The sequence below is a fragment of the Amycolatopsis australiensis genome, from assembly GCF_900119165.1.
Classification (GTDB): Bacteria; Actinomycetota; Actinomycetes; order Mycobacteriales; family Pseudonocardiaceae; genus Amycolatopsis; species Amycolatopsis australiensis.
The window spans coordinates 5,276,788-5,303,135 of record NZ_FPJG01000006.1; the positions used below are offsets into that span (position 1 = coordinate 5,276,788).

General features: G+C 73.1%; 26 protein-coding genes. 16 read left to right on the forward strand and 10 right to left on the reverse strand.

Annotated features, from left to right (window positions below; all coding sequences use genetic code 11):
* Window positions 1-11: 11 nt before the first annotated feature.
* A complete protein-coding gene (locus tag BT341_RS26020) occupies window positions 12-740 on the forward strand; it encodes an ESX secretion-associated protein EspG (protein ID WP_072478774.1) in 729 nt (242 codons plus the stop codon).
* A 78-nt stretch (window positions 741-818) separates the two neighbouring features.
* Window positions 819-1,766 carry a prolyl aminopeptidase gene (pip, locus tag BT341_RS26025; RefSeq protein ID WP_072478775.1) on the forward strand — a complete coding sequence of 316 codons (948 nt, stop codon included), beginning with the start codon at window positions 819-821 and terminating at the stop codon, window positions 1,764-1,766.
* Here pip and BT341_RS26030 read toward each other — a convergent pair whose 3' ends face one another.
* Window positions 1,767-2,966 carry a Glu/Leu/Phe/Val dehydrogenase dimerization domain-containing protein gene (locus BT341_RS26030; RefSeq protein ID WP_072482181.1) on the reverse strand — a complete coding sequence of 400 codons (1,200 nt, stop codon included), beginning with the start codon at window positions 2,964-2,966 and terminating at the stop codon, window positions 1,767-1,769.
* Between the two features lie 123 nt (window positions 2,967-3,089).
* Here BT341_RS26030 and BT341_RS26035 point away from each other — a divergent pair, with 123 nt between their 5' ends.
* The 8 genes from BT341_RS26035 to BT341_RS26070 all read left to right on the forward strand — a co-directional run bounded on the left by BT341_RS26035 (window position 3,090) and on the right by BT341_RS26070 (window position 11,585).
* Window positions 3,090-4,016, forward strand: coding sequence for a LysR family transcriptional regulator (locus tag BT341_RS26035; RefSeq protein ID WP_072478776.1), 927 nt, complete (start codon window positions 3,090-3,092; stop codon window positions 4,014-4,016).
* 120 nt (window positions 4,017-4,136) lie between these two features.
* Complete coding sequence (locus tag BT341_RS26040; RefSeq protein WP_072482182.1) at window positions 4,137-5,396, forward strand: glutamate-cysteine ligase family protein; 1,260 nt, start codon at window positions 4,137-4,139, stop codon at window positions 5,394-5,396.
* Window positions 5,393-6,730: an ergothioneine biosynthesis protein EgtB gene (gene egtB / locus BT341_RS26045; RefSeq protein WP_072478777.1), complete on the forward strand. Its 1,338-nt coding sequence runs from the start codon at window positions 5,393-5,395 to the stop codon at window positions 6,728-6,730. Before BT341_RS26040 ends, egtB begins: the two co-directional genes overlap by 4 nt.
* Window positions 6,731-6,734: 4 nt before the next feature.
* On the forward strand, window positions 6,735-7,490 hold the full coding sequence (gene egtC, locus BT341_RS26050; RefSeq protein ID WP_072478778.1) for an ergothioneine biosynthesis protein EgtC: 756 nt from the start codon (window positions 6,735-6,737) through the stop codon (window positions 7,488-7,490).
* Window positions 7,487-8,464: an L-histidine N(alpha)-methyltransferase gene (egtD, locus tag BT341_RS26055; RefSeq protein WP_072478779.1), complete on the forward strand. Its 978-nt coding sequence runs from the start codon at window positions 7,487-7,489 to the stop codon at window positions 8,462-8,464. The genes egtC and egtD overlap by 4 nt, the downstream gene beginning before the upstream one ends.
* Window positions 8,465-8,510: 46 nt before the next feature.
* On the forward strand, window positions 8,511-8,933 hold the full coding sequence (locus BT341_RS26060; protein ID WP_072478780.1) for a nitroreductase family deazaflavin-dependent oxidoreductase: 423 nt from the start codon (window positions 8,511-8,513) through the stop codon (window positions 8,931-8,933).
* Between the two features lie 142 nt (window positions 8,934-9,075).
* Window positions 9,076-10,677 (forward strand): alpha/beta hydrolase, encoded by a 1,602-nt coding sequence (locus BT341_RS26065; RefSeq protein WP_072478781.1) that lies wholly within the window; start codon window positions 9,076-9,078, stop codon window positions 10,675-10,677.
* Between the two features lie 203 nt (window positions 10,678-10,880).
* Entirely contained in the window at window positions 10,881-11,585 is a 705-nt protein-coding gene (locus tag BT341_RS26070; RefSeq protein ID WP_072478782.1) for an MgtC/SapB family protein, read from the forward strand.
* A gap of 31 nt (window positions 11,586-11,616) precedes the next feature.
* Here BT341_RS26070 and BT341_RS47935 read toward each other — a convergent pair whose 3' ends face one another.
* The 3 genes from BT341_RS47935 to acnA form a co-directional block, all read right to left on the reverse strand.
* The gene (locus BT341_RS47935) at window positions 11,617-11,952 is read right to left on the reverse strand and encodes a hypothetical protein (protein ID WP_218177777.1); all 336 of its coding nucleotides are present in this window, start codon (window positions 11,950-11,952) and stop codon (window positions 11,617-11,619) included.
* 54 nt (window positions 11,953-12,006) lie between these two features.
* The gene (locus BT341_RS26080) at window positions 12,007-12,777 is read right to left on the reverse strand and encodes an alpha/beta fold hydrolase (protein WP_072478783.1); all 771 of its coding nucleotides are present in this window, start codon (window positions 12,775-12,777) and stop codon (window positions 12,007-12,009) included.
* Window positions 12,778-12,848: 71 nt separating this feature from the next.
* Entirely contained in the window at window positions 12,849-15,662 is a 2,814-nt protein-coding gene (gene acnA, locus BT341_RS26085) for an aconitate hydratase AcnA (RefSeq protein ID WP_072478784.1), read from the reverse strand.
* A gap of 358 nt (window positions 15,663-16,020) precedes the next feature.
* Here acnA and BT341_RS26090 point away from each other — a divergent pair, with 358 nt between their 5' ends.
* The 6 genes from BT341_RS26090 (at window position 16,021) to BT341_RS26115 (ending at window position 21,899) form a co-directional block, all read left to right on the forward strand.
* Complete coding sequence (locus BT341_RS26090) at window positions 16,021-17,334, forward strand: NlpC/P60 family protein (protein WP_072478785.1); 1,314 nt, start codon at window positions 16,021-16,023, stop codon at window positions 17,332-17,334.
* Between the two features lie 43 nt (window positions 17,335-17,377).
* Window positions 17,378-18,094: an SAM-dependent methyltransferase gene (locus tag BT341_RS26095; RefSeq protein WP_072478786.1), complete on the forward strand. Its 717-nt coding sequence runs from the start codon at window positions 17,378-17,380 to the stop codon at window positions 18,092-18,094.
* Between the two features lie 9 nt (window positions 18,095-18,103).
* On the forward strand, window positions 18,104-18,649 hold the full coding sequence (mobA, locus tag BT341_RS26100; protein WP_072478787.1) for a molybdenum cofactor guanylyltransferase: 546 nt from the start codon (window positions 18,104-18,106) through the stop codon (window positions 18,647-18,649).
* 170 nt (window positions 18,650-18,819) lie between these two features.
* Complete coding sequence (locus BT341_RS26105) at window positions 18,820-19,893, forward strand: AAA family ATPase (protein ID WP_072478788.1); 1,074 nt, start codon at window positions 18,820-18,822, stop codon at window positions 19,891-19,893.
* 7 nt (window positions 19,894-19,900) lie between these two features.
* Window positions 19,901-20,845 (forward strand): DUF58 domain-containing protein, encoded by a 945-nt coding sequence (locus tag BT341_RS26110; RefSeq protein WP_072478789.1) that lies wholly within the window; start codon window positions 19,901-19,903, stop codon window positions 20,843-20,845.
* Window positions 20,846-20,918: 73 nt separating this feature from the next.
* A complete protein-coding gene (locus BT341_RS26115) occupies window positions 20,919-21,899 on the forward strand; it encodes a VWA domain-containing protein (protein WP_072478790.1) in 981 nt (326 codons plus the stop codon).
* 1 nt (window position 21,900) lies between these two features.
* Here the strand turns inward: BT341_RS26115 and BT341_RS26120 are convergent, their stop codons facing one another.
* Genes BT341_RS26120 through BT341_RS26145 form a run of 6 tightly spaced genes read right to left on the reverse strand, consistent with a single transcriptional unit; the run spans window position 21,901 to window position 26,343 of the window.
* A complete protein-coding gene (locus tag BT341_RS26120; protein ID WP_072478791.1) occupies window positions 21,901-22,410 on the reverse strand; it encodes a hypothetical protein in 510 nt (169 codons plus the stop codon).
* 23 nt (window positions 22,411-22,433) lie between these two features.
* Window positions 22,434-22,895, reverse strand: a complete 462-nt coding sequence (locus tag BT341_RS26125; RefSeq protein ID WP_072478792.1) for a tRNA (cytidine(34)-2'-O)-methyltransferase — start codon at window positions 22,893-22,895, stop codon at window positions 22,434-22,436.
* A gap of 3 nt (window positions 22,896-22,898) precedes the next feature.
* Window positions 22,899-23,321, reverse strand: a complete 423-nt coding sequence (locus tag BT341_RS26130) for an acyl-CoA thioesterase (protein ID WP_072478793.1) — start codon at window positions 23,319-23,321, stop codon at window positions 22,899-22,901.
* Window positions 23,322-23,335: 14 nt separating this feature from the next.
* Window positions 23,336-24,280, reverse strand: coding sequence for a TAXI family TRAP transporter solute-binding subunit (locus tag BT341_RS26135; protein ID WP_072478794.1), 945 nt, complete (start codon window positions 24,278-24,280; stop codon window positions 23,336-23,338).
* Entirely contained in the window at window positions 24,277-25,671 is a 1,395-nt protein-coding gene (locus BT341_RS26140; RefSeq protein WP_072478795.1) for a sensor histidine kinase, read from the reverse strand. The genes BT341_RS26135 and BT341_RS26140 overlap by 4 nt, the downstream gene beginning before the upstream one ends.
* A 3-nt stretch (window positions 25,672-25,674) precedes the next feature.
* Window positions 25,675-26,343 (reverse strand): response regulator transcription factor, encoded by a 669-nt coding sequence (locus tag BT341_RS26145; protein ID WP_072478796.1) that lies wholly within the window; start codon window positions 26,341-26,343, stop codon window positions 25,675-25,677.
* Window positions 26,344-26,348 lie beyond the last annotated feature (5 nt).

Below are 26,348 nucleotides of genomic sequence, written 5' to 3' on the forward strand. Positions count from 1 at the left end.
CAACAGGCCGGGTGGACGTTCCGGTCGAGGCGCTGGCCGCGCTGGCCGAGCGCGAGCAGGTCGGCCAGCTGCACATCACCCTCCGCCCGGAGCCGCTGTGGCTGTCGGACGCCGAACGCGAAGAGTCCGCCAAGCGGATCGGCGCCGCGCTGGCCGAGGCCGGGCTCGTCGACGCGCGCGGCCGGGCCACCGTCGACTTCCTCGACTGGCTGCCGCTGCTGGTGAACCCGGCGCGGGAGTGCTACGGCTGGGTCGGCGTCGACGGCCGGACCTACGGCGTCCTCGCCGCCGCCAAAGGGCTCCAGGCGGTCCTGGCCGTCTCCGACGGCACGCACGTCGGCGTCCAGGAGATCGACCGCAACCGGCTCGCGGAATCCCTCGTGGACCAGCTGCCGCCGGTCGGCCCGGGCGGCGGCCACCCGAGGACCGTGCGGGTGGCCGACCTGACCGAGGCCGCCCGCCGCGGCCGCGACGCCTACCCGCTCGACCCCGCGGTCGCCGACGTCGTCAGCCTCGTGCAGCGGCCGGTTTCCGGCAGCGGCGAACTCTACGTCGGACGCCGTGACGACGTCGGCCGCCACACCTGCCTGCAGCAGCCGCTGCACTACGCCGACACCGACTGGGGCCGCTACCTCAGCTACACGTCCGGCACGGGCGACGACGCCGTCATCCACATCGGCCCGGCGGGCCCGCGCGAGCTGGCCGACACGCTGATGGAGCTGGCGGGCGCGCTCGTCTGACCGGAAAAGGACGCGCGCGGGAGCGTCCGCCCGACTAATGTGACAGCGCTGTTGCATTCCGGGTGGAAGGACGCGCCGATGCTGTACCCCGAGATCGAGCCGTACGAGCACGGCCTGCTCGACGTCGGCGACGGGCACCGGATCTACTGGGAGACCTGCGGCAACCCGGACGGCAAGCCCGCGCTCGTCGTGCACGGCGGCCCCGGCACCGGCTGCTCGACGAACCTCCGGCGCTACTTCGACCCGGACCGCTACCGGGTGGTGCTGGTCGACCAGCGCGGCTGCGGCCGCAGCACCCCGCACGCCGGCGCCCCGGTCGCCGACCTGTCGGCCAACACGACCGACCACCTCGTCGCGGACTTCCAACTCCTCCGTACCCGGCTCGGCATCGAGAAGTGGCTGCTGTTCGGCGGGTCCTGGGGCTGCGTCCTCGGCCTGACCTACGCCCTGCGGCACACCGAGCGGGTCAGCGAGATGGTCCTGATGGGCCTGGCGACCGACCGGTTCCTCGAAATCGAGATGCTGATCCGCGGCCTCGGCGCGTACTTCCCGGACGCGTTCGGGAAGTTCCGCGCCGGCGTGCCGGAGGGCGAGCGGGACGGCGACCTCTCCGCCGCCTACCACCGGCTGCTCATGGATCCCGACCCGGCGGTCCACCGCAAGGCGGCCGACGGCTGGTGCGCCTGGGAGGACGCGATGCTCCCCGGCGTACCCCCGCACAAGACCTTCGAGGACCCGGCGTACCGGCTCTGCTTCGCCCGCCTGGTCACCCATTACTTCAGCAACCGGGCGTTCCTGCCCGACGGCGAGATCCTGCGCAACCTCGGCAAGCTCGGCGGCATCCCCGCCGTCCTGGCCCAGGGCGTGCTGGACACGAGCAACATCGTCGGCACGCCCTGGCTGCTGCACCACGCCTGGCCCGGCAGTGAGCTGGTCATGCTGGACGACATCGGGCACTCGACGCAGGACGCCCCGATGCAGGACGTCCTGGTCGGCGCGACGGACCGGTTCGCCCGCCGCGCCTGACTACGGGATGAGCAGGCCCGGCTCGCCCTCGGGCGTGCGGGCGGCCTGTGCGCGTTCGGCCCGGTTCGCCTCGGCCAGCCGCAGGCCGGTGACGCGCAGTGGCAGCCGGTCCATCTTCCACTCCGCCAGCAGCAGCGCCACCTTCGCCTGCATCTCGGTGCGCAGCCGCAGGAACGAGTCGGCCGGGTCCGCGCCCACCTCGCCCAGCAGCAGCCACCACGCCCACGCCGCCGCGCCCGCGTTCGCCACGAAGTCCGGCACCACCGCGACCCCGCGCGCGGAGAGCGCCGCCTCGGCTTCGGGTGTCGTCGCCGCGTTGGCCGCCTCGACGACGACCGACGCCTTCACGAGGTTTTCGTTGTCGGGCCGCAGCGCGTACGAAATCGCGGCCGGCACGAAGATGTCCGCCTCGATGCCCACGACGGCCTCGCGGGGCAGCGTGCGCACCCCGGCAGGCAGCCGTGCGCGGTCCACCTCGCCGAAGCGGTCGCGCAGCTCCAACAGCGCCGGCACGTCGAGGCCCTCCGGGGCGTACAGCGTGCCTGCCGCGTCGGCCACCGCGACCACCTTCATCCCGGCTTCGTGCAGGTACCAGGCCGCGCCGCCGCCCATCGTGCCGATGCCCTGGATCGCCACGGTCGTCGCGCGGACGTCCCATTCCCACGCCGCCGCGACGCCGAGGCACGCCTGCGCCACGCCGTAGCCGCCGACGACGTCGCCGAGCAGCAGCCCGCCGGGCACCGGCGCGGTGAGGCCGGCCTGGACCCGCCGCAGCGTGCGCGCCGGGTCGGCCGAACGGCGGATCGCCGCGTGGTACGACTGCTCCAGCCCCAGCTCGGCGAACACCTCGTCGATGAGGTGCTGCGGCACGCCCAGGTCCTCCGCGGTCACCCAGTGCGCGTCCAGCCACGGCCGCAGGAACGCGCAGAACCGCTTCAGCACGCCGAACGCGCGCGGGTCCTTCGGGTCGAAGTCGATCCCGCCCTTCGCCCCGCCGACCGGCAGGTTGAACGTCGCGGTCTTGTTCGCCATGCCCCGGGCCAGGTCCTCGACCTCGCTCATCGTGCAGCCGGCCCGCATCCGGGTGCCGCCGGTGGCGACGCCGGAGACCAGGCTGTGCACGACCAGGTAGCCGTGCGCGCCGGTGACGGGATCGGTCCACGTGAGCCGCATCAGCGGCTCGGCGTTGCGCGGGGTCATCAGGCCACTCACCTCCAGGGAAGTCCGGGGCGGCGCGTTCGCGGCCGCCTTCCCCGAGCGTGCGCCCCGGCCGGCGGCCGCGTCCATTTAACGAACCTGCACGATCTCGTTTAGGTTTTGTGTATGGAGCTTTCGTTGCACCGCTTGAGGATGCTTCGCGAGCTGCACCGCCGGGGCACGGTCACCGCGGCGGCTGCGTCGCTGCACTACACCGCTTCGGCGGTTTCGCAGCAACTCGCGCAGCTCGAACGGGACGTCGGCGCGAAGCTGTTCGAACGGCTCGGCCGGCGCGTCCAGCTCACCGAGCTGGGCACCCTGCTCACCGAGCACGCCGAGGAGATCCTCGGGTCGGTGGAGCGCGCGACGATCGCCCTGGAGGAAGCCCAGGAAGCCCGCACGATCCGGCTGACCGCCGGGGTGTGGGCGTCGGTGGCCTCCGGCCTGCTGCCGACGGCGCTGACCGCGCTGGCGGGCGAACACCCGGGCATCGAGGTCCGCACCCGCGAGCTGGCCCCGGAGGACACCGCCGAGGCGGTCCGCGACGGCACGCTGGACCTGTCCTTCGTGATCGACTACTCCGACGCGCCGACGCCGTGGGACGCCGGGCTGGAACGTGCGGTCGTGGCCGTGGAGCGGCTGCACGCGGCGGTGCCGCGGGGCGCGGTGCCCGCGGGGACGGCGTCACTGGACGACCTCGCCGAGCACCCGTGGATCCTCGCCAGCCCCAAGTCCCACTTCGGCCGGGCGATGCGCACGGCCTGCCAGCGGCACGGGTTCGCGCCGAAGATCAATCACGAGGTCGAGGAGCAGTCCACGGCGATGGCGATGGTCGGGGCCGGGCTCGGCATCACCCTGGTCTCGGACCTCGGCCTGCGGCTGCTGCGCCCGCCCGGGATCGACGTCGTCACGCTGACCACGCCGCTGCTGCGGACGGTGTCGATCGCCTACCGGCGCACGGCGGTCCGGCGTCCCGCGTTGCACCTGGTGATCGACGCCGTGCGGGCTTCCGCGGCCGAGCTGGGCCTGGGCACGGAGTCCGCTTTGCCCTGATCCGGGTCTTCTTACGGAGTGGTGAACTCGTCCTGCGGCACGGGAAGCGGCCTGAATTTGTCGTACCCCGCGTGTAGCGTCCGAAGTCAAGAAGTTCCATCACACGGAACAGGAATGGACATGCAAGCGGTGCACGATTTCCCCGAGAAGTCGGGTAGTGCGTCGAACCGCACCGCGCGGGTCCTGGCGGACCGCGCGGCCGGCGAGGCGTACGTCGCATCGGTGTGCTTCAAGCACGGCCCACCGCGCCTGACCGGCGTGGAGCTGGAGTTCACCGTGCACCACGCCGACGACCCGGCCAGACCCCTCGATCCCGACGTCCTCGCCGCGGCGCTGGGTCCGCACACCCCGCGGACGCTGCGCCCCGGCAGTCCCGCCTCGCCGCTCCCGGCCGGCTCACCCGTGAGCCTCGAACCCGGGTGCCAGGTCGAGATCTCCGCCCTTCCCCAGGCCTCGCTGCGTGAACTCGACGCAGCCGTCATGGCCGACCTCCACCACCTGCGCGAGCGGCTCGCCGCCCACGGCCTCGTCCTGGGCGAAACGGGCATCGACGCCCACCGCGCGCCCCGGCGGCTCCTGCACACGCCGCGCTACGCGGCGATGGAGCGCCGGTTCGCGCCGATCGGTCCCGGTGGGCTCACGATGATGTGCAGCACCGCCGGCCTGCAGGTCTGCGTCGACACGGGGCAGCCGGAGGACTACGCCGCCCGGTGGGCGGCCGCCCACGCGATGGGCCCGCCGCTGCTCGCGCTCTTCGCCAACTCCCGCGTCCACGCCGGCCGGGACACCGGCCACGCCTCCGCCCGCTGGCTCGCGGTGCACGAAACCGAGGCGGTCCGCACGCGCACCGCGGGCGTCGCGGGCGATCCGGCCGTCGGGTGGGCGCAGCGCCTGATGGACACCCCGCTGATGGTGCTGCGCCGCGGCGACCGGCCGTGGGACGCGCCGGAGGGGCTGACCTTCGCCGACTGGATCGACGGCAGGGGCGCGGCCGCGCTGCTGCCGCGGCCGACGGCGGCGGACCTCGACTACCACCTCACCACGATGTTCACGCCGGTCCGCCCGCAGGGGTACCTGGAGATCAGGTACCTCGACGCGCAGCCGCCGGACGAGTGGCTGCCGCCGGTGGCGCTGGTCGCCGCGCTGCTCGCCCGTCCGTCCACTGTGGACAAGGTGCGCGAACTGTGCGCGCCGGTCGCGGACCGGTGGACCACGGCGGCGCGCCGCGGCCTCGCCGACCCGGACCTGGCGGCGGCCGCGGCCGGGCTGGCCGACCTCGGCTGCGCCGAGCTGGGCGCGACCGGGCTGCCGGCCGACCGCATCACCGAGATCAGCGAGAGCGTGCAGGGGCGCGCGTACCGATCGAGGAGCCGAGCATGAGCACGGAAGCACTGGACGACCTGAGCGCGCAGGACCTGCGCGCCCGGGCGGCCGAAGCACTGACCCGGGCACGGGCGCGCAGCGTGGCGCTGACCGACGCCGTCGACGACGAAGACCTGGTCCGCCAGCACTCCAAGCTGATGTCCCCGCTGGTCTGGGACCTCGCGCACATCGGCGTGCAGGAAGAGCTGTGGCTGGTCCGCGACGTCGGCGGCCGCGAGCCGCTGCGGCCGGACATCGACGACATCTACGACGCCTTCCAGCACGCCAGGGCCGACCGGCCGCAGCTGCCGCTGCTCGGCCCGGCCGAGGCGCGCGCGTACGTCAAGCAGGTCCGCGAGAAGGCGTTCGACGTGCTCGAACGCGTGCCGCTGCAGGGCAGCCCGCTGACCGAGCGGGCGTTCGCGTTCGGCATGATCACCCAGCACGAGCAGCAGCACGACGAGACCATGCTGGCCACCCACCAGCTGCGCCGGGGCGACCCGGTGCTGCACGCACCGGAACCGCCGCCGTCCCGCGCGGGCGCGCTCCCGGCGGAGGTGCTGGTCCCGGGCGGGGCGTTCACCATGGGCACGTCGGCCGAGCCGTGGGCGCTGGACAACGAGCGGCCGGCGCACGAGACGGTCGTCGAAGCGTTCTGGCTCGACACCGTGCCGGTCACCTGCGGCGCGTACACCGAATTCCTCGACGGCGGCGGCTACGCCGACGAGCGCTGGTGGAGCCCGGCGGGCTGGGCCTACCGCACCGGGCACTCGATCACCGCGCCGCGCTTCTGGAAACGGGAGCAGGACGGCTGGTGGCGCACCCGGTTCGGCGGCTACGAGCGCGTTCCGGCCGACGAGCCCGTCGTGCACGTCTCCTACTACGAGGCCGAGGCGTACGCGGCCTGGGCAGGCCGGCGCCTGCCGACCGAGGCGGAGTGGGAGAAGGCGGCCCGCTTCGACCCGGCGACCGGCCGGTCGCGCCGGTTCCCGTGGGGCGACGAGGAGCCGACGGCCGAGCACGCCAACCTCGGCCAGCGGCACCTGCGCCCGGCGCCGGTGGGCGCGTACCCGGCCGGCGCGTCACCCACGGGCGCGCACCAGCTGATCGGCGACGTCTGGGAGTGGACGAGCACCGACTTCCACGGCTACCCGGGCTTTTCCGCGTTCCCGTACCGGGAGTACTCGGAGGTGTTCTTCGGGCCGGAGTACAAGGTGCTGCGCGGCGGCTCGTTCGGCACCGACGCGGCGGCGATCCGGGGCACGTTCCGCAACTGGGACTACCCGATCCGGCGGCAGATCTTCGCCGGCTTCCGCACGGCCCGCGACGCGGCACCCGGCGAGGTGGGCTAGGCGCATGTGCCGCCACATCGGCTACCTCGGCGAGCCGGTCTCGCCCGCCGAGGTGCTCTTCCGCGCCCCGCATTCGCTGCTGGTGCAGTCCTACGCGCCGGCGGACATGCGCGGCGGCGGCTCGGTGAACGCCGACGGGTTCGGGCTGGGCTGGTACCCCGGCCCGGGCTCGCCGCCGCTGCGCCACCGGCGTTCGACTCCGCTGTGGACGGACGAGACGCTGCCGCCGCTGGCCGCGGCGGTGACCTCCGGCGCGTTCGTCGCCGCGGTCCGCAACGGCACCACCGGCCTGCCGGTGACCGAAGCGGCCGCGGCGCCGTTCACCGCCGGACGCTGGCTGTTCAGCCACAACGGCGTCGTCCGCGGCTATCCCGGCTCGCTGGCCGAACTGGCCAAGACCCTGCCGGTGACCGAGCTGCTGACGCTGGAGGCGCCGACGGACTCGGTGGTGCTCTGGGCCCTGCTGCGGGCCCGGCTCGCCGCGGGCGAGGACCCGCTGCGCGCGGTCGCGGAGCTGTGCACGGCCGTCGAGGCGGCCGCGCCCGGCTCCCGGCTCAACTTCCTGCTCACCGACGGCGAAACGCTGATCGGCACGACCTGGACGCACGCGCTGTCGGTGCTGGAGACACCGGCCGGCGTGCTGCTGTCCTCCGAACCCTGCGACGGCGACCCGCGCTGGCGGCCCGTCCCCGACCACCACGCCGTGCGCGCCACCGCGGCCGGCGTCGACCTGCTTCCCCTGACCCAGGAGCACCCATGACCGAAGTCGATCTCGACCACCACCGCTCCGGCGACGCCGTCACCGCGGAACTGCGCGCCGACGTCGTCGCCGGGCTCACCGCCGAGCGGAAGTGGCTGCCGCCCAAGTGGTTCTACGACGCCGAAGGCAGCGAGCTGTTCGAGAAGATCACCCAGCTGCCGGAGTACTACCCGACCCGCAGCGAACGCGAGGTGCTGGCCGCGCACGCCGGCGACGTCGCGGAGCTGACCGGCGCGCACACGCTCGTCGAGCTCGGTTCGGGGTCGAGCGAGAAGACCCGGCTGCTGCTCGACGCGCTCACCGCCCACGGCACGCTGGAGGCGTTCGTCCCGCTCGACGTGTCCGAGTCGGCGCTGGCCGAAGCCGCCGAGGCCATCTCGAAGGACTACCCGGGACTGACCGTCCGCGGCGTCGTCGGCGACTTCACCCAGCACCTCGCCCTCCTGCCCGGCGGCCAGCCGCGGGTGGTGGCGTTCCTCGGCGGCACCATCGGCAACTTCCTGCCCGCCGAGCGCGCGACGTTCCTGCGCTCGGTGCGGGACGTGCTCGACGAAGGGGAGTGGCTGCTGCTCGGCACCGACCTCGTCAAGGACCCGGGCATCCTCGAACGTGCCTACGACGACGCCGCCGGGGTCACCGCGCAGTTCGACAAGAACGTCCTGCGGGTGATCAACGAGCGGCTCGGCGCGGACTTCGACCCCGACGAGTTCGACCACGTCGCGTACTGGGACGCGGAGCACGAGTGGATCGAGATGCGGCTGCGCGCCCGCCGGGCGCTCACGGTCGAGATCCCGGGCGCGGACCTCACCGTGCGCCTGGCCGAAGGCGAGCACATCCGGACGGAGATCTCGGCGAAGTTCCGGCCCGCCGGGGTCGAAGCGGAGCTGGCGGCGGCCGGGTTCGAGCTGGTCCGGTGGTGGACCGACTCCCAGCGGCGGTTCGGGGTCAGCCTGGCAAGATCGGTGCGTGGCTAATCCTCTCCGGGCGCTGGCCCGGGCACTGGGCACCCGGCCGTGGCTGATGCGCACGGCACGGTTCGTCGTGTGGGCGGACAAGAAACTGCACCGGGCGTTCGGCGGCCGGGTGAGCCTCGTGGCGCTCGCCGGGCTGCCGTCGCTGCGCCTGACGACGACGGGCCGCAAGAGCGGGCTGCCGCGGAGCACGAACCTGCTCTACTTCCCGCACCGCGCCGACTTCGTGCTGACGGCCTCGAACTGGGGCCGTCGGCACGACCCGGCGTGGGCGCTCAACCTGCGCGCGAACCCGAAGGCGCAGGTCGCGCTGGCGGGGCGGCCGGTCGAGGTCGTGGCCCGCGAGCTGACGGGGCAGGAGTACGACCGGATGTGGGCCGAGCTGCTCGAGTTCTGGCCGGGGTACGCGATGGAACAGCGGGAGGCGGGCCGCCCGTTGCCCGTTTTCCTCCTCGCTGCCGTGGCCGGGTAGCTTCCCACCATCCTTTCGGCCGGTGACGGCTTTAGCCGGTTTGTGCCAGTCTCACCGGGGTAACGCGCCGTGACGTCGCGACCGCGCGGCGATGCGCGTGACCCAGGGAGGAGACGTCTTGCCGAGATCCACACAGGGCCGGATGCGGTCGTTCGCGCTGGTGGGGGCGCTCGTGGCCGGCGTGGGCCTGGCCGGGACCGCCGGCTCCGCGGCGGCGGCCGAGGACGCGGCCGTCAAGCCCGCCGCCGTCGGCGCGACCGCCCCGGTCGCCTGGGGCACCTGCCCGAGCGACACGCTCGCCGGGGTGCCCGCCGACCAGGTCCAGTTCTACAGCTGCGCGCGCTACCGCGTGCCGATCGACCACGACAACGCGGCGCTGGGCACCATCGACATCGCCCTGCTCAAGCGTGCCGCCCGCACGCCGGCCACCCGTGTCGGCTCGCTGTTCCTCAACCCCGGCGGCCCCGGCGGCTCGGGCCTGCGGATGCCGATCAGCGGCCAGTACTACTTCCAGCCGCAGGTCCTCGACCGCTTCGACCTCGTCGGCTTCGACCCGCGCGGGGTCGGCCGGAGCAACCCGCTGCGCTGCTTCACCACGCAGGAGGACGCCGACGAGGTCTTCGGCGCGCAGATCCCCGTGCCGCTGTCCCGCACCGAGATCTCCGGGACGCTCGCGAGCTACCGCGACTACGGCCGGTTCTGCAGGAACAACGCCGGTTCGCTGCTGAACCACATGTCCACCAAGGACGTCGTGCGCGACCTCGACACGCTGCGCGCCGCGGTCGGCGACCAGAAGCTGACCTACGTCGGCTTCTCCTACGGGACGCTGATCGGCTCGACCTACACGTCGATGTTCCCGAAGCAGACGCGGGCGATCGTGATCGACGGCAACGTCGACCCGGCGCTGCGCACCAGCGACGGCGTCGAGTACGACCGCGAGCGCGCCCAGGGCTTCGAGATCTCGCTCGACGCGTTCCTGAAGCGGTGCGGCCAGGCCGGCGCGAAGTGCGCGTTCAGCGACGGCACCCCGCGGGCCAAGTTCGACGAGCTGCGGGAGTACCTGCGCAAGCAGCCGATCACCATCCCCGGTGGCGGCACCGTCGACATCAACGCGTTCACCGGCGCGGTGTCGAGCGCGCTGTACTCGCCGTCGGCGTTCCCCGGCCTGGCCGAGGACCTGCAGGCCCTCTACACCGCCATCCACCCGGCGGGCGCGCAGGCGCAGGCCCTGCAGGGCAAGCAGCTGAAGGTCCTCACGCCCGGCAAGCGGGGCCTGGCCGACCAGAACCCGGACAGCCCCTACACGAGCGACGACTCGTACTTCGCCGTCAACTGCTCCGACAAGCCGTTCCGGATCCGGCAGGAGCAGGTGCCGGAGATCGCCGCCCAGTGGGAGCGTGAGTCCCGCACGTTCGGCCGCTACCAGGCCTTCGCCGACACGGCGGGCTGCCCGGTGTGGCCGGTGAAGAAGCCGGACGCCTACCGCGGCCCCTGGCGGGCGAAGACCGACGTCCCGATCGTCGTGGTGGGCAACTTCTACGACCCGGCGACGCAGTACCGGTTCGCGCAGCGGATGGCGGCCGAGCTCGGCAACTCCCGGCTGCTGTCGGTCGACGCGTTCGGGCACTGCATCCTCGGCGACGCGCTCGGCGTGGACAAGGCCGTGGCCGACTACCTGACCGACCTGAAGGTGCCGGCGAACGGGCAGGTGTTCCAGCCGAACGTCCAGCCGTTCGGAGTGTGACCCCGGTCCCGCGGCCCGCCCGCCGGGCCGCGGGACCGGCTACGCTGGTCCGGTTGATCATCACCACTACGGAAGCGAGGTGAGCGGCACATGCCAGCGGACAGTCATCGGACGGCCGGGCGCGCGCTCACCGGAGGTTTCCGGCTGGGCTGAGTCCGGCCGCCCCTGTCCGGCAGTGCGCGCACGCCGGAAAAGAGCCGGAAATGACCATCTTCGAAATGCTGCTGCGCGTCGGCGCCGGCGTCGGGCTGGGCGCGGTCATCGGGGTCGAGCGCCAGTTCCGCGCCCGGATGGCCGGGTTGCGCACCAACGCCCTCGTCGCGGTCGGCGCGACGCTGTTCGTCCTGCTGTCGGCGCACGGGTTCGGCGGGCTGGCCACGAGCGGGGACGCCGACCCGACACGGGTGGCGGCGCAGATCGTCTCGGGCATCGGGTTCCTCGGCGCGGGGGTGATCCTGCGTGACGGCCTCAACGTCCGCGGCCTCAACACGGCGGCGACGCTGTGGTGCTCGGCCGCGGTGGGCGCGTTGGCCGGCGCCGGGCTGTACGTGGTCGCGGCGGCCGGAACGGCGGTCGTGGTCGGGGTGAACGTCGTGCTGCGGCCCCTCGGCCGGGTCGTCGACCGCCGCCCGGACTCCGGCGGCGAGACGCCGACGAAGTACGCGTTCCAGGCCGTCACCCGCGACGCGACCGAGGCGCACGTGCGGGCGTTGCTCGTGCAGTCGTTGACCCGCACGGACTTCCGCCTGCTGTCGGTGCTGAGCACGGACCGGGAGGACCGCACGGTCGAGGTCCGCGCGGAGCTGGTCGGCGACCAGCGCGACGACGCCCAGATGGAGGCCGCGGTGTCCCGGCTTTCGCTGGAGCCTTCGGTGTCGAGCGTGCGCTGGGAAGCCGTGCCCGCTTAGGCCGTGTCTGACGATGCGTTGGTCCAGGTGATCACGGCGGGCGGGACGACCGCTGATCGTTGCGGCCGCGGTGCCCGGCCTGCCCGGGCCCGACCAGTGTGACCAGCGGACGGCCGTTGCCGTCGACGAGGTAGTGGACTTTGGTGCTCCAGCCACCACGGGAGCGGCTGCTCGCATGATCGGGCGGCTCGGTGCGCAGATCCGTGTGGTTCGACCCAGCCCCCTGTGCGGCGGGTGATGTTCGTGGCGTGCTGATGCGCCCGCGCGATCGTGGATCCACCGACACCGACCAATCGATCAACCCAGCAGCGTCGGCGTGGGTGAGCAGGCGCTGCAACACCGCATCCCACGTCCCGTCCCCGGCCATCCGACGATGCCAGCGGCATCGCGGCCACCAGCCGAAATGATTGTCAGACAAGCCCTAGCCGAGGAATTCGTCGAGCAGCTCGTCGAAGCGGGCGGGCTGCTCGACGGCGACCTGGTGCCCCGCGCCCTCGATCACGACCTGGCGCGCGTGCGGTGCCTCGCGCGCGATCAGGTCCGCGATCTCGTGGACGTCGGTCGTGTCGAGCGCGCCCGTGACGACCAGTGTCCGGGCCCGGATCTCCGGGACGCGGGTCACCGCGTGCAGCTCAGCGCCCAGGGGAAACCCGCCGTGGCCCTTGCGCGCGTTGTCCGCCAGCAGCCGCCCGAAGAAGGCGCGGACGGCCGGGTCGACCTGCTCGGGTGTCCGGTGCGGGCCGTCGACGAGCATCCGGAGCACGCATTCGAAGGCCCGCGCGTGGTCGCCGGCGGCGATCGCCTCGGCGGTCTGCCGCCGCCGGGCCAGGGTGAAGGGGTCGCGTTCGACCATGCCGCTCAACCCGGGCGAGGCGAGCACCAGCCCGTCGACCCGGTCCGGGTGCCGGAGCGCGAAGTCGGCCGCGGTGCGGCTGCCGAGCGAGGAGCCGACCAGCACCGCACGCTCGATCCCCAGCGCGTCGAGCAGCCGCCGGAGGTCGCCGTGGTGGGAGAAGCCCGGTGCCGGTCCTGGCGAGTCGCCGTGGCCGCGGGCGTCGTAGCGGACGACCCGGTGGTGCGCGCCGAACCGGGCCATCTGCTCGTCCCAGACCGCGCTGCCGAAGCCACCCGGGTGCAGGAACACGACGGGCCGTCCCCGGCCGCGTTCGTCATGGCGCAGCTGTTCCCCCATGCCCGCGACGGTACCGGAAGTCGAAGGCCTCCCCACCGTTTCGGTGGGGAGGCCTTCGACCGGGGAAACCCTTACGCCCGCGTCATCTTCCGCAGCACGTACTGCAGGATGCCGCCGTTGCGGTAGTAGTCCGCCTCGCCCGGGGTGTCGATGCGGACGTCCGCGTCGAACTCCACCTTGCTGCCGTCGGACTTCGTCGCCGTCACGTGCACCGTGCGCGGGGTCTCGCCGTCGTTGAGCTTCGTGATGCCCGCGATGTCGTAGGTCTCGGTGCCGTCCAGCTTCAGCGACGCGGCCGACTCGCCCGCCGGGAACTGCAGCGGGATGACGCCCATGCCGATCAGGTTCGAGCGGTGGATCCGCTCGAACGACTCGGCGATCACCGCGCGCACGCCCAGCAGGCGCGTGCCCTTGGCCGCCCAGTCACGCGACGAGCCGGAACCGTACTCCTTGCCGCCCAGCACGACCAGCGGGATGTCCTGCGCCGCGTAGTTCTGCGCCGCGTCGTAGATGAACGCCTGCGGCGCGCCCTCCTGCGTGAAGTCGCGGGTGTAGCCGCCCTGGACGTCGTCCAGCAGCTGGTTGCGCAGCCGGATGTTCGCGAACGTGCCGCGGATCATCACCTCGTGGTTGCCGCGCCGCGAGCCGTAGGAGTTGAAGTCCTTCTTCTCCACGCCGTGCTCGGTGAGGTACTGCGCGGCCGGGGTGCCCGGCTTGATCGCGCCGGCGGGGGAGATGTGGTCGGTGGTGACCGAGTCGCCCAGCTTCGCCAGCACGCGCGCGCCGGTGATGTCGGTGACCGGGGCCGGCTCCGGCGTCATGCCCTCGAAGTACGGGGGCTTGCGCACGTAGGTGGACTCCGGGTCCCACTCGAAGGTCTTGCCCTCCGGGGTGGGCAGCGACTTCCAGCGCTCGCCGCCGTCGAAGACGTCCGCGTAGTCCTTGGTGAACATCTCCTGCGTGATCGCGTGGTCGATGGTCTCCTGGATCTCCTGCGCGGTCGGCCAGATGTCCTTCAGGAAGACGTCGTTGCCGTCCGTGTCCTGGCCCAGCGGCTGGGTCGCGAAGTCGAAGTCCATCGTGCCGGCCAGCGCGTAGGCGATGACCAGCGGCGGCGACGCGAGGTAGTTCATCTTCACGTCGGGGTTGATCCGCCCTTCGAAGTTCCGGTTGCCCGAGAGCACCGAGACCGCGGTGAGGTCGTTCTCCTGGATCGCCGCGGAGATCTCGTCGGAGAGCGGGCCGGAGTTGCCGATGCACGTGGTGCAGCCGTAGCCGACCAGGTGGTAGCCCAGCTTCTCCAGGTACGGCCACAGGTTGGCCTTGGTGTAGTAGTCGGTGACGACCTGCGAGCCCGGCGCCATCGACGTCTTCACCCACGGCTTGACCGCGAGGCCCTTTTCGACGGCGTTGCGGGCGAGCAGCGCGGCGCCGAGCATGACCGACGGGTTCGAGGTGTTGGTGCACGAGGTGATCGAGGCGATCACGACGGCGCCGTGGTCGAGGACGAACTCGCCGCGGTCCGGCGTCGAGACCTTGACCGGCTTGCTCGGGCGGCCCGACGCGCCGTTCGCGGCGGAGGAGGTGACCGGCGCGGCGTCGTCCTCGGCGAACGACAGCGACGGGGCGTCGCTGGCCGGGAAGGACTCCTCGGAAGCCTCGTCCATCTTGGTGTGCGGCGTGGTGTCCTCGCCGCCGACGTAGTCGTGGATCGACTTGCGGAACGACGACTTCGCGTCCGACAGCTCGATGCGGTCCTGCGGGCGCTTCGGGCCGGCGATCGACGGGACGACCGTCGAGAGGTCCAGCTCGAGGTACTCGGAGTAGGCCGCCTCGCGCGACGGGTCGTGCCAGAGGCCCTGCTCCTTGGCGTACGCCTCGACCAGCGCGACCTGCTCGGCCGAGCGGCCGGTCAGCTTGAGGTAGCGGACGGTCTCGGAGTCGATCGGGAAGATCGCCGCGGTGGAGCCGAACTCCGGGCTCATGTTGCCGATGGTGGCGCGGTTGGCCAGCGGCACCTGGGCGACGCTCTCGCCGTAGAACTCGACGAACTTGCCGACCACGCCGTGGCGGCGCAGCATCTCGGTGATGGTCAGCACGACGTCGGTGGCGGTGACGCCGGCCGGGATCTCGCCGGTCAGCTTGAAGCCGACGACCCGCGGGATGAGCATGGACACCGGCTGGCCCAGCATGGCCGCCTCGGCCTCGATGCCGCCGACGCCCCAGCCCAGCACGCCGAGGCCGTTGACCATGGTGGTGTGCGAGTCGGTGCCGACGCAGGAGTCGGGGTAGGCCTGCCCGTTGCGGGACATCACCGTCCGCGCGAGGTGCTCGATGTTGACCTGGTGCACGATGCCGGTGCCCGGCGGGACGACCTTGAACTCGTCGAAGGCGCCCTGGCCCCAGCGCAGGAACTGGTAGCGCTCGCGGTTGCGCTCGTACTCGATCTCGACGTTGCGCTCGAAGGCGTCGGCGCGGCCGAAGACGTCGATGATCACCGAGTGGTCGATGACCAGCTCGGCCGGGGCGAGGGGGTTCACCTTGTCCGGGTCGCCGCCGAGGTCGGTGACCGCCTCGCGCATGGTGGCGAGGTCGACGACGCACGGGACGCCGGTGAAGTCCTGCATGATCACGCGGGCGGGCGTGAACTGGATCTCGATCGACGGGTCGGCGTTCGGGTCCCACGAGCCGAGGGCGCGGATGTGGTCGGCGGTGATGTTCGCGCCGTCCTCGGTGCGCAGCAGGTTCTCGAGCAGGATCTTCAGGCTGTAGGGCAGGCGCTCGGCGCCTTCGACCTTGTTCAGGCGGAACACCTCGTACGAGGCGTCGCCGACCTTCAGCGTGTCTTTGGCGCCGAAGCTGTCCTTGCTGGCAGGTGCGGTCACGTCTAACTCCAGTGGCATGGACTCCGCGCCGGTGCGGCGGTCAAGTCCCGGGTCAGTTCGGTCGGGTTCGGTGGCAGCGAGTCTTGCGCACCCCCACCGTAGGACCGGATCCGGGATGGCACACCTCGCGACGCCTCAAACAGTACGCGTGTCCTGTTTGGGGTTCAAGACGACACGCGGTGTGGGCTGCGCCATCCGGACACGCGCACGCCCGGGGGTCCCTCAATGAGGGGAATTGGTGCCTACGGTGTGTAAGTTTCCCGTGATGCTTGTGATAGTGGTGTGACTGCAGTGACGCGCGGTGTGCGCAGGTGAGGCGGAGGTGGCGGGAGTGCCGGAGCGGGTCGGGTGCCGCGGAGTGCCGGGCGTGCGCCGGGGACTGACCGTGAGCGCCCTCGCCCTGGTGATCTTGTTCGGGGCCGGCGGGACGGGCCTCGCGGCGCCACCGCCGCCGCCGAACCCCAGCGACTCGGAGATCGACTCCAGCAAGGCGGAGGCCAACGCGAAGGCCGGTGAGGTCGGCAGGCTCACCAACCAGCTCGCGCAGGCCGAGCAGAAGCTGTCCCAGCTGCAGGACGACGTCGAGCTCAAGCAGGAAGAGGCGAACAAGGCACTCGTCGACCTGCAGGCCGCCCAGGACGCCGCGGCGCAGGCGGAGAACGACGCCAAGGCCGCCCGGTCGGAGGCGGACGCGGCGTCGGCGGCCATCGAGCGGGCCCGGGCCGACCTCAAGACGTTCGCCGCCGCCAGCTTCCAGCAGGGCAGCACGGTCGGCTCGCTCTCGGCGTACCTGAGCGCCGACAGCCCCAAGGACATGCTTGCCCGCGCCCAGCTGCTCGACGCCGTCGGCGGCAACCGGCTCAACGCCCTCGAACGGCTCCAGCAGGCGCAGACGGAGAAGTCGAACAAGGACGCGGCGGCCCGCAAAGCCGCCGAGATCGCCCAGCAGAAGCAGGACGCGGCGCGCCAAGCCAAGAACAGCGCCGACGCGGCGCAGAACGCGGCGGTGCGGGCGCAGGACGACCAGGCGTCGCAGACCACGCAGCTGGAGAAGAACAAGTCCGACGTCGAGCAGCAGCTCTACGCCGCGCAGGCCAAGGTCAACGGGCTGCAGGGACAGCGCCAGCGCTACCAGGACTGGCTCGCCGAAAAGCAGCGCGAGGACGAGGAGCGTGCCCGCCAGGCCGCGCTCGGCTCGTCCGGCGGGGGCGGGCGGCCCGCGGGCGGCCCGGCGCCGGCGGGCCCGGCGGGCTCGTCGATCGAGGCGGTGATCGCGCGGGCGCTGTCGAAGCTCGGCATGCCGTACGCGTGGGGCGGCGGCAACGCGAGCGGCCCGACCCGCGGCATCCGCGACGGCGGCGTCGCCGACCAGTACGGCGACTACAACAAGATCGGCTTCGACTGCTCCGGCCTGATGATCTACGCGTTCGCCGGGGTGACGTCGCTGCCGCACTACAGCGGCTACCAGTACACGGCGGGGCGCCGCGTCCCGCTGTCCCAGATGCGCCGCGGTGACCTGCTGTTCTGGGATGGCCCCGGCGGCATCCACCACGTGGCGCTCTACCTCGGCGGCGGCCAGATGGTGGAGGCGCCGCAGTCCGGCCTGCGGGTCCGGGTCGCCCCGGTGCGCTACGGCGGGATCATGCCGTACGCCACGCGGTTGATCGGCTGAAAACCGGTCGACGCCGTCGCCGCCTGCCGCCAGGATCCGGCTGGTGGACGACGAGCTGAACGCGCTGCGGCGCGCCCGGATGCGGTGGAACGCGCCCCTGTCGGAGCCGCACGCCGAGCTGCTGCTCGACCGGATGGCCCTCGGCGGTGACCGGCTGGCCGACCTCGGCTGCGGCTGGGGCGAGCTGCTGCTGCGCGCCCTCGAGCGGGTCCCGGACCTGCGCGGCACGGGCATCGACACCGACCCGGAAGTGCTGGAGCGCGGGCGCGCGGCGGCCCGGGCGCGCGGGCTGGCGTCGCGGGTCGAGTTCACCGAAGCCGACGCCGCGACGTGGGACGGCCCGGCCGGGCGTGCGTTCTGCATCGGCGCGTCGCATGCCTTCGGGCCGGCGAAGGCCGCGCTCGACCGGCTGGCGCGGGTGGTGCCGTCCGGCCGCGTGCTCTACGGCGACGGGTTCTGGTCCGCTCCGCCGTCCGCGGCGGCCCGCGAGATCTTCGGCGAAGACGTCCTGACGCTGCCCGGCCTGCTGGAAGCCGTCGACGCCGCCGGCTGGCGGGTGCTGCACCTGAGCACCGCCGACCAGCTCGAATGGGACGGCTTCGAGTCGGCGTCGCGGCTGGCCTGGCAGGAGTGGCTGCTGGCCCACCCGGCCGATCCGCGCGCGCCCGGCGTCCGGGACTGGCTCGACCGGCGGTTGCGCGAGTACGTCCGGGACTACCGCGGCGTGCTGGGCTTCACCTACCTCGTGCTCGGCCGCTAGATTCGCCGGATGCGCTACGCGGGGATCGTGCTGGCCGGGGGTTCCGCCCGCAGGTTGTCCGGTGTGGACAAGCCGGCACTGTCGGTCGGCGGGAAACCCTTGCTGGCGCGCGCCGTCCACGCCCTCGACGGCGCCGCGCGGGTGATCGCGGTCGGCCCGCGCCGTCCGGGCTTCGACGTCGTGTGGACCCGGGAACCCGTCCCCGGCACCGGCCCGGTGGCCGCGCTGGCCGCCGGACTGGTGTTCGTGCCCGAGGACGCCGAAGCCGTCGTGGTGCTGGCCGCCGACCTGCCCGGCGTCCGGCGGTCCACAGTGGACCGCCTGCTGGCCGCGCTCGGCGACGGTGACGGCGCCGTCCTGGTCGACGCGGCGGGGGCGCGGCAGTGGCTGCTCGGGGCCTGGCGGGTCGCGTCGCTGCGCGCCGCCCTGCCCGCGGAGACCGAGCACGCGTCGCTGCGGCGCGTGCTCGGCGGCTTGCGGATCACCGAGGTCCCGGCCGAACGGGGCGAAGCGGACGATATCGACACGCCCGAAGATCTCGAGCGGCACCGCTGAGGGCGGGAACCGGACCAGCTTCACAGATGTCACACCGGGGTGGGTGTTGGCTACTGACGGGGCACCCCGTGCGTCCGCGTGCCGGAGGGACGGACGGCCGGGGGACGCAGTACGGTCGCACCGCGTGATCACCGTCGCGGGGGCGGCGCACGAACTTTCGAGGAGGCAGAGTGACCGAGCCCGGCTACGCCGAGGGCGGGAACGGGCAGCAGCCCGCGACGCCGGCCCGGGACGCCCAGTTGCTGGAGCGGACCGTGTTCGAGGTCAAGCGGATCATCGTCGGCCAGGACCGGCTGGTCGAACGGATGCTGGTCGGCCTGCTGGCCAAGGGCCACCTGCTGCTCGAAGGCGTGCCCGGCGTGGCGAAGACCCTGGCGGTGGAGACGTTCGCCCGGGTCGTCGGCGGCTCGTTCTCCCGCGTGCAGTTCACGCCCGACCTGGTGCCCGCGGACATCCTCGGCACCCGCATCTACCGCCAGGGCGCCGAGCGGTTCGACGTCGAGCTCGGCCCGGTCGTGGCCAACTTCGTGCTCGCCGACGAGATCAACCGCGCGCCGGCCAAGGTCCAGTCGGCGATGCTCGAGGTGATGGCCGAGCGGCACGTGTCGATCGGCGGGCAGACGTTCCCGATGCCCGACCCGTTCCTCGTGCTGGCCACCCAGAACCCGATCGAGAACGAGGGCGTGTACCCGCTGCCGGAAGCCCAGCGCGACCGCTTCCTGTTCAAGATCGTCGTCGAGTACCCTTCCGCCGAGGAGGAGCGCGAGATCATCTACCGGATGGGCGTCACGCCGCCCACCCCGCACGAGGTGCTCAGCCCGGCCGAGCTGGTCCGGCTGCAGGGCGTCGCGTCGCAAGTGTTCGTGCACCACGCCCTGGTCGACTACGTCGTGCGGCTCGTGCTGACCACCCGCACGCCGAACGAACACGGCCTCGCCGACGTCGCCGGCTGGGTGTCCTACGGCGCCTCGCCGCGGGCGAGCCTCGGCATCATCGCCGCCGCGCGGGCGCTGGCGCTGGTCCGCGGCCGGGACTACGTGCTGCCGCAGGACGTCGTCGACGTGGTACCGGACGTGCTGCGCCACCGGCTCGTGCTGTCCTACGACGCGCTCGCCGACGGTGTGCCCATCGACCACATCATCACGCGCGTGCTGCAGACCGTGCCGTTGCCGCAGGTCTCGGCCCGGCCGCAGGGCGGGCCGGGCCAGGGCGGCCCGGTCCCGGCGGGCGCGCCGGTCAGGTAACCCGGCGATGGCGAAGAACGAGAAGGGCACCCGCCCTTCGTGGGCGCCCCCCATCCTGCGGGGCGACCGGCTGGAGGCCGGGCTCCGGACGCTGGAGCTCGACGTCCGCCGCCGGCTCGACGGGCTGCTGCAGGGCAACCACCTCGGCCTGGTGCCGGGGCCGGGGTCCGAGCCCGGCGAGGCGCGTCCCTACCAGCCCGGCGACGACGTCCGCCGGATGGACTGGGCGGTCACCGCCCGCACGACCACCCCGCACATCCGCGAGACGGTGGCGGACCGCGAGCTGGAGACGTGGGTGGTCGCCGACCTCTCGGCCAGCCTCGACTTCGGGACCGCGCTGTGCGAGAAGCGCGACCTGGTGGTCTGCGCCGTCGCGGCGGTCGCGCACCTGACCGGGGGCGGCGGCAACCGGATCGGCGCGTTGATCTCCACCGGCGCGGAGACGACCCGCATCCCGGCGCGCGGCGGCCTGGCGCACGCCCGCGGGCTGGTGCGGAAGGTGGCCGAGACCCCGCGGGCGCCCGAGGGCACGCGCGGTGACTTCGCTGCCGCTTTGGAAGCGCTGCGCCGTCCGCCGCGCCGCCGTGGCCTGGCCGTGGTGATCTCGGACTTCCTGGGCGACACCTCCTGGGAGCGGCCGCTGCGGGCGCTGGGCGGGCGGCACGAGCTGATCGCGATCGAAGTCCTCGACCCGCGCGACGTCGACCTGCCCGAGGTCGGCACGGTCGTGCTCGCCGATCCGGAGACCGGGAGACAGCGCGAAGTGCACGCGTCGGCCTTGCTGCGCAAGGAGTTCGGGGCCGCGGCCCACGCCCACCGGCAGCAGGTGGCGGCCGGCCTGCGGCGCGCGGGGGCGGCGCACCTGACGTTGCGCACGGACGCCGACTGGATCGCCGACATGGTGCGGTTCGTCGTCGCCCGCAAGCGCCGCTGGTCGGGAGGTGTCGCGTGAGGGAGCTTGCGACCGAACCATTCGACACAGCGCTGCCGGCTCAGGCCGCACCGGGCGTCGGCGAGGTGTGCGCATGAGCTTGACGGGCTTCACCGCGCCTTGGTGGTTCCTGCTGCTGATCGCCGTCGCGGCGGTCGCCGTCGGATACGTGCTCGCGCAGCGGGCGCGGCGCAAGCGGACCATGCGGTTCGCGAACCTCGACCTCCTGGAGAAGGTCGCGCCGAAGAGCCAGGGCTGGACCCGGCACCTGCCGGCGGTGCTGATCGTGCTGTCGCTGCTGGTCCTCACCGTCGCGCTGGCCGGGCCGACCGCCGAGCAGAAGGTGCCGCGCAACCGGGCCACCGTGATGCTGGTGATCGACGTGTCGCTGTCGATGGAGGCCACCGACGTCGCGCCGACCCGGCTCAAGGCGGCCCAGGAAGCGGCGACGCAGTTCGCGCAGAACATGACCCCGGGCATCAACCTGGGCCTGATCTCGTTCGCCGGCACGGCGACGGTGCTGGTCAACCCGACCACCGACCGCAACGGCGTGATCAAGGCGATCGAGAACCTCAAGCTGGCGCAGTCGACGGCGACCGGGGAGGGCATCTTCGCGGCGTTGCAGTCGGTGGAGAGCTTCTCCAGCGTCGTGGGCGGAGCCGACGGCCCGCCGCCGGCCCGGATCGTGCTGATGTCCGACGGGAAGCAGACCGTCCCCGAGGACCTGTACGCGGCACGCGGCGGCTACACGGCGGCGCAGGCGGCGAAGCAGGCCGGGGTGCCGATTTCGTCGATCTCGTTCGGCACCACCCACGGCTCGGTCGACATCGACGGCAAGGCCCAGCCGGTGAGCGTCGACGACGAGTCGCTGCGCGAGATCGCGCGGCTGTCCGGCGGCGAGTTCTACAAGGCGGCCAGCGCCGAAGAGCTGAAGAAGGTCTACGCGGACCTCGGCGAGCAGATCGGCTACGAGCTGAAAGACGCCGACGCGAGCAAGCCGTGGGTGATCGTCGGGACGCTGCTGCTCATGCTGGGCGCCGCGGCCGGCTTGTTCCTCGGCCAGCGACTCCCATGACTCAGGCTCGGCGGACGCCGTAGAGGCTTCCGCCGAGCAGGGTCACCCCGGAGAGCACGCCGCTGACGAACGGCACCCACGCCGGGGCGCTGCCCAGCAGGGCGAGACCGGCCACGCCGAGCACCGTCAGCACCACCCCGACCACGAGGATCGACCGGGTCTGCCACGCCGAAGCGAGCGCGACGAAGTGGACGCCGACGATCGTGGCGATCCACGCGACGTTCGCCTGCACCGGCGCGTCGAGCAGGCGCAGCACGAAGAATCCGACGACGAGCAGCACGACCTCGGCGGCGACGATCACCCGGTAGCCCGGCCCGAACATCGGCCTGCCTTCGAGGGTGGGCCGGCCGCCCGCGCGCAGACCGAGCACCACCACCGCGGCGAGCGCGAGCACGGCGAACGCGCGCAGCACCCAGCCGAGCGCGGCCGGCACCGGCGGACCGGCGTTGACCAGGACGAACACCGTACCGAACGCGGCGCCGATGAGCGCCCCCAGGAACTGCTGTCGCATCCGGCGAACCTACCGGACGGCGCTCAGGGGATCGCGAAGCCGTTCTGGCGCCAGGCTTCGTACACCGTGATGGCCGCGGTGTTGGCGAGGTTCAGGGACCGGCTCGTCGGCAGCATCGGCAGCCGCACGCGATCGGTCACCTCCGGCGCTGCCTGCACCGAAGCGGGCAGTCCCACCGACTCCGGCCCGAACATCAGCACGTCCCCGGGCCCATACGCGACATCGGTGTACAGCCGCGTCGCCGACGCGCTGAACGCGTAGACCTTCGCCGGCAGCAGCACTTCCCAGGCCGCGGACAGGTCGGCGTGGACGTGCACGCGCGCCAGGTCGTGGTAGTCGAGCCCGGCCCGGCGCAGCTGCTTGTCCTCCAACGTGAAGCCGAGCGGCTCGACCAGGTGCAGCTCGCAGCCCGTGTTGGCCGCGAGCCGGATCGCGTTGCCCGTGTTCGGCGGGATTTCCGGGTGGTAGAAGAGAACGCGGAACACGGCTCAGGCCTCGAGCAGGGCCGCGTACACCTCGCGGACCGCGTCCGGGGGCGCGGCGGGCCGCAGGGTCGCCGGGTCGATGAACACGTACCGCAGGTTCGCCGCCAGCAGCGGGGTTTCCCCGCGGTGGATCTCGAAGTCGAAGATCAGCGACGTCGTCCCGAGGTGGTCGAGGTACTGCGAAACGACCAGTTCCTCGTCGTAGCGGGCGGGGGCGCGGAACTTGAGGTTCGCCTCCGCCACCACGACGTCCGCGCCGTGGGCCAGGAAGGCGTCGTGCGAGCCGAACAGCGTCTTCTCCGCCTCGAACGCGCACATGTCCACATAGGCCAGGTAGTGAGCGTTGAAGACGATGCCCTGGCCGTCGCACTCGTGGTAGCGCACGCGCAGCGGCATCTCGACGATCGGGCGGCGGGGTTCGGTCACGCGCCCAATCTAGTTCAGCCGTGCAGCGCCCGGTACGCGGCCGCCGCTCCGGGCTGCAGCGGCACCGGCTGGGTGCCGATCAGCGTGCGCACGTCCAAGAACTGCGTCCCGACCGCCTCCGCGGGCACCAGCGCGGTGGCCCGCTCGACGAGCACCCGGACCACGGCCGCGGCGACGTCGTCCGGCAGCGCGGGGGAGCAGACCAGCAGGTTGGCCACGCCGATCGTGCCCGCCGCGCCGACACCGCGGTACGCGCCGTCGGGGACCTGGACCTGGTCGTACACCGGCCCGTACGCGGCACGCAGCGCGGGCACCACCGAATCCAGGGGCAGCAGGGCGATCGGGGTCGCGCGGGCGAGGTCCGCGAGCTTCGGCGTCGGCACGCCGCCGGACCACAGCATGGCGTCGATCCGCCGTCCGGCCAGCGCGCGGACGGCGTCGTCGAAGAGCAGGTGGCGCGCTTCGACCGGCACCCCGGCCTTCCCGAACAGGCGCTCGCCGAGCTGGGCCGCGCCCGATCCGTTCGCGCCGAGCGACACCGGACGGCCCGCCAGGTCGGCGAGCCGGCGCACCGGCCCGTCCGCCCGCACGACCAGCTGCAGGTAGTTCTCGTAGACGCGCCCCAGCGCCAGCAGCGGCACCTTCCCGGTGAAGGGCGCCCCGCCGGTCAGGGCCGTCTGGGCGACGTCGGCGAGCACCAGACCGAGGTCGGCCTGCCCGCGGCGCACCAGGTCGACGTTGGCCACGCTGGCCTCGGTCGGCACGGCGGTCGCGTGCAGCCGCGGCTCGGCGCGGCTCAGCTCGGCGGAGAGCAGCTCGGCGAAGGCCAGGTAGAAGCCGCCGGGCTCGCCGGCCGCGATGGTGACCGCCCGGTCCGGGCCGCCGTAGCCGGCCGCCGAGCAGCCGGCCACGGCGAGCCCGAGGCCGCCGAGCAGCGCGGTGCGGCGGGTGAGCGTCATCGCGGCACCTCCCGCAGCGGCAGCGTGACGCGGACTTCGAGGCCGTGCGGGTCGGCCTGGCGCAGGTCGAGGACGCCGCCGCGGGTGCGCACCTGCTGCTGCGCGATGGCCAGCCCGAGCCCGGTCCCGCGCGGCGCGCCTTCCCCGCCCGCGCGCCAGAACCGCTCGGTCGCCCTGGCGCGGTCCTCTTCGGACAGTCCGGGACCGTCGTCGGAGACGACCAGGGTCGCCGTTTCCGCGCCGGTTTCCCAGCCCGTCGTGATCGTCGCGCCGTGGCCGGCGTAGTGCACGGCGTTGTCCAGCAGCACGTCGAGGACCTGAGCCAGCTCGCCTTCCGGGCACCGCACGATCACCGGCTCGGCGTGCCCGGGCGGCGGCACGATGACCGCGCCGGCGTCTTCGGCGGCCGGGCGCCAGGCGTCGACGCGTTCCGCGAGCACGGCCGCGAGGTCGCACGCCTCGTCGGCGCCGCCGGCCGCGACGCGCGTGGCGGTGCTCTCGGCCAAAGCGAGGGCCAGCAACCCGTCCAGAAGCTTTTCGAGACGTTCGACTTCGGCGACGGTGGCCCGGTAGGTCGTGTCGTCGCCCTCGATCCGGGCGGCCAGCGAGTCGACGCGCAACCGCAGCGCCGCCATGGGGTTGCGGAGCTGGTGCGAGGCATCGGCGACGAGCCGGTGCTGCTGCTCCGCGGCCTCCAGCACGGCCTCGGACATCCGGTTGACCTCCTTGGCGAGCACGCGCAGCTCGCGGGGCCCGGCGCGTTCGGGAACGTGCGCGCGATGCCCGGCGGCGACGGCCAGCACCCCGGTCTCCAGTTCGTGCAGCGGCCGCACCATCCACCGGGCCAGCAGCACGGCGAGCAGCACGAACACCACGGCGACCAGCAGCGCCCCGGCGGCGACGGTGCTCCAGCGGGCGGCGACGTCCGCGGCGGCCGCCGCGACCGACGCCCGCAGCACGACGACGCCGGACACGCGGGTGCCGGTGCCCACCGGGCGTGCGAAGTACGCGGGATCGGCCGACCACGGCGCGAGCCGGCCGACCCGCGGCGCCGGCTCGTTGCGCATCGTCGCCTCGATCAGCGCGTGCACCGCCGGGTCGGCGGCGGTCAGCCCGCCCGCCTGCACCAGCGGCACGCGCCGGGCGTCGACGATGACGACGCCTTCGCCGTACAGCTCGGCGTAGCGGGCCGCGTCGGCTACGAGGGCGGCCGGGTCGCGCGTGTCGACGGCCTGCTGGGCCAGCACGACGAACCGGTCGACGTCGGCGGTGCGCGCGATGACCAGCTGCTGGGTGCGCTGGTCGGCGGTGGCGCCGAGCAGCGGCACGGCGAACGCGGCGACGACCGCGAGCGCCAGCGCGACCAGGACCACCAGCAGCCGGGTGCGCACCGGTCAGTCCCGGCCGAGCCGGTAGCCGAAACCGCGGATGGTGGTGAGCAACCCCGGCCGGTCGAGCTTCGCGCGCAGCTGCGTCAGATGCACGTCGAGCGAGCGCGACACCGCCAGGTACGCGTCGCCCCAGACCTCGTCCATCAGCTGCTGGCGGCTGACCGCGGTGCCCGGCCGGGCGGCGAGCACGGCCAGGATCTCGAACTCCTTCGTGGTCAGCCCGGCGTCGCGCCCGGCGACGAGCACCCGCCGGGCGCCGAGGTCGATCTCGACGTCTTCGACGTGCACGACCTCTTCGGCCGGGGCGTCGCGGGCCACCGCGCGCCGCACGACGGCGTCCATCCGGGCCAGCAGCTCGGCCAGCCGCACCGGTTTGGTCAGGTAGTCGTCGGCGCCGAGCCGCAGGCCGCGCACGACGGACCGTTCGTCGCCGCGGGCGGTGAGCACGATCACCGGCACCGGCGACACGGCCCGGATCTTGCGGAGCACGTCGAGCCCGTCGAAATCGGGCAGGCCCAGGTCGAGCAGGACGAGGTCGGCGTCGCGGTGCCGGTGCAGCGCGTCGGCCCCGCGGCCGACCAGGGTGACCGGATGGCCGCGCGCGTGCAGCGACTCGGCGAGCGCGCCCGCGACCCCCGCGTCGTCTTCGACGAGGAGCACGCGCACGGCCATCCTTT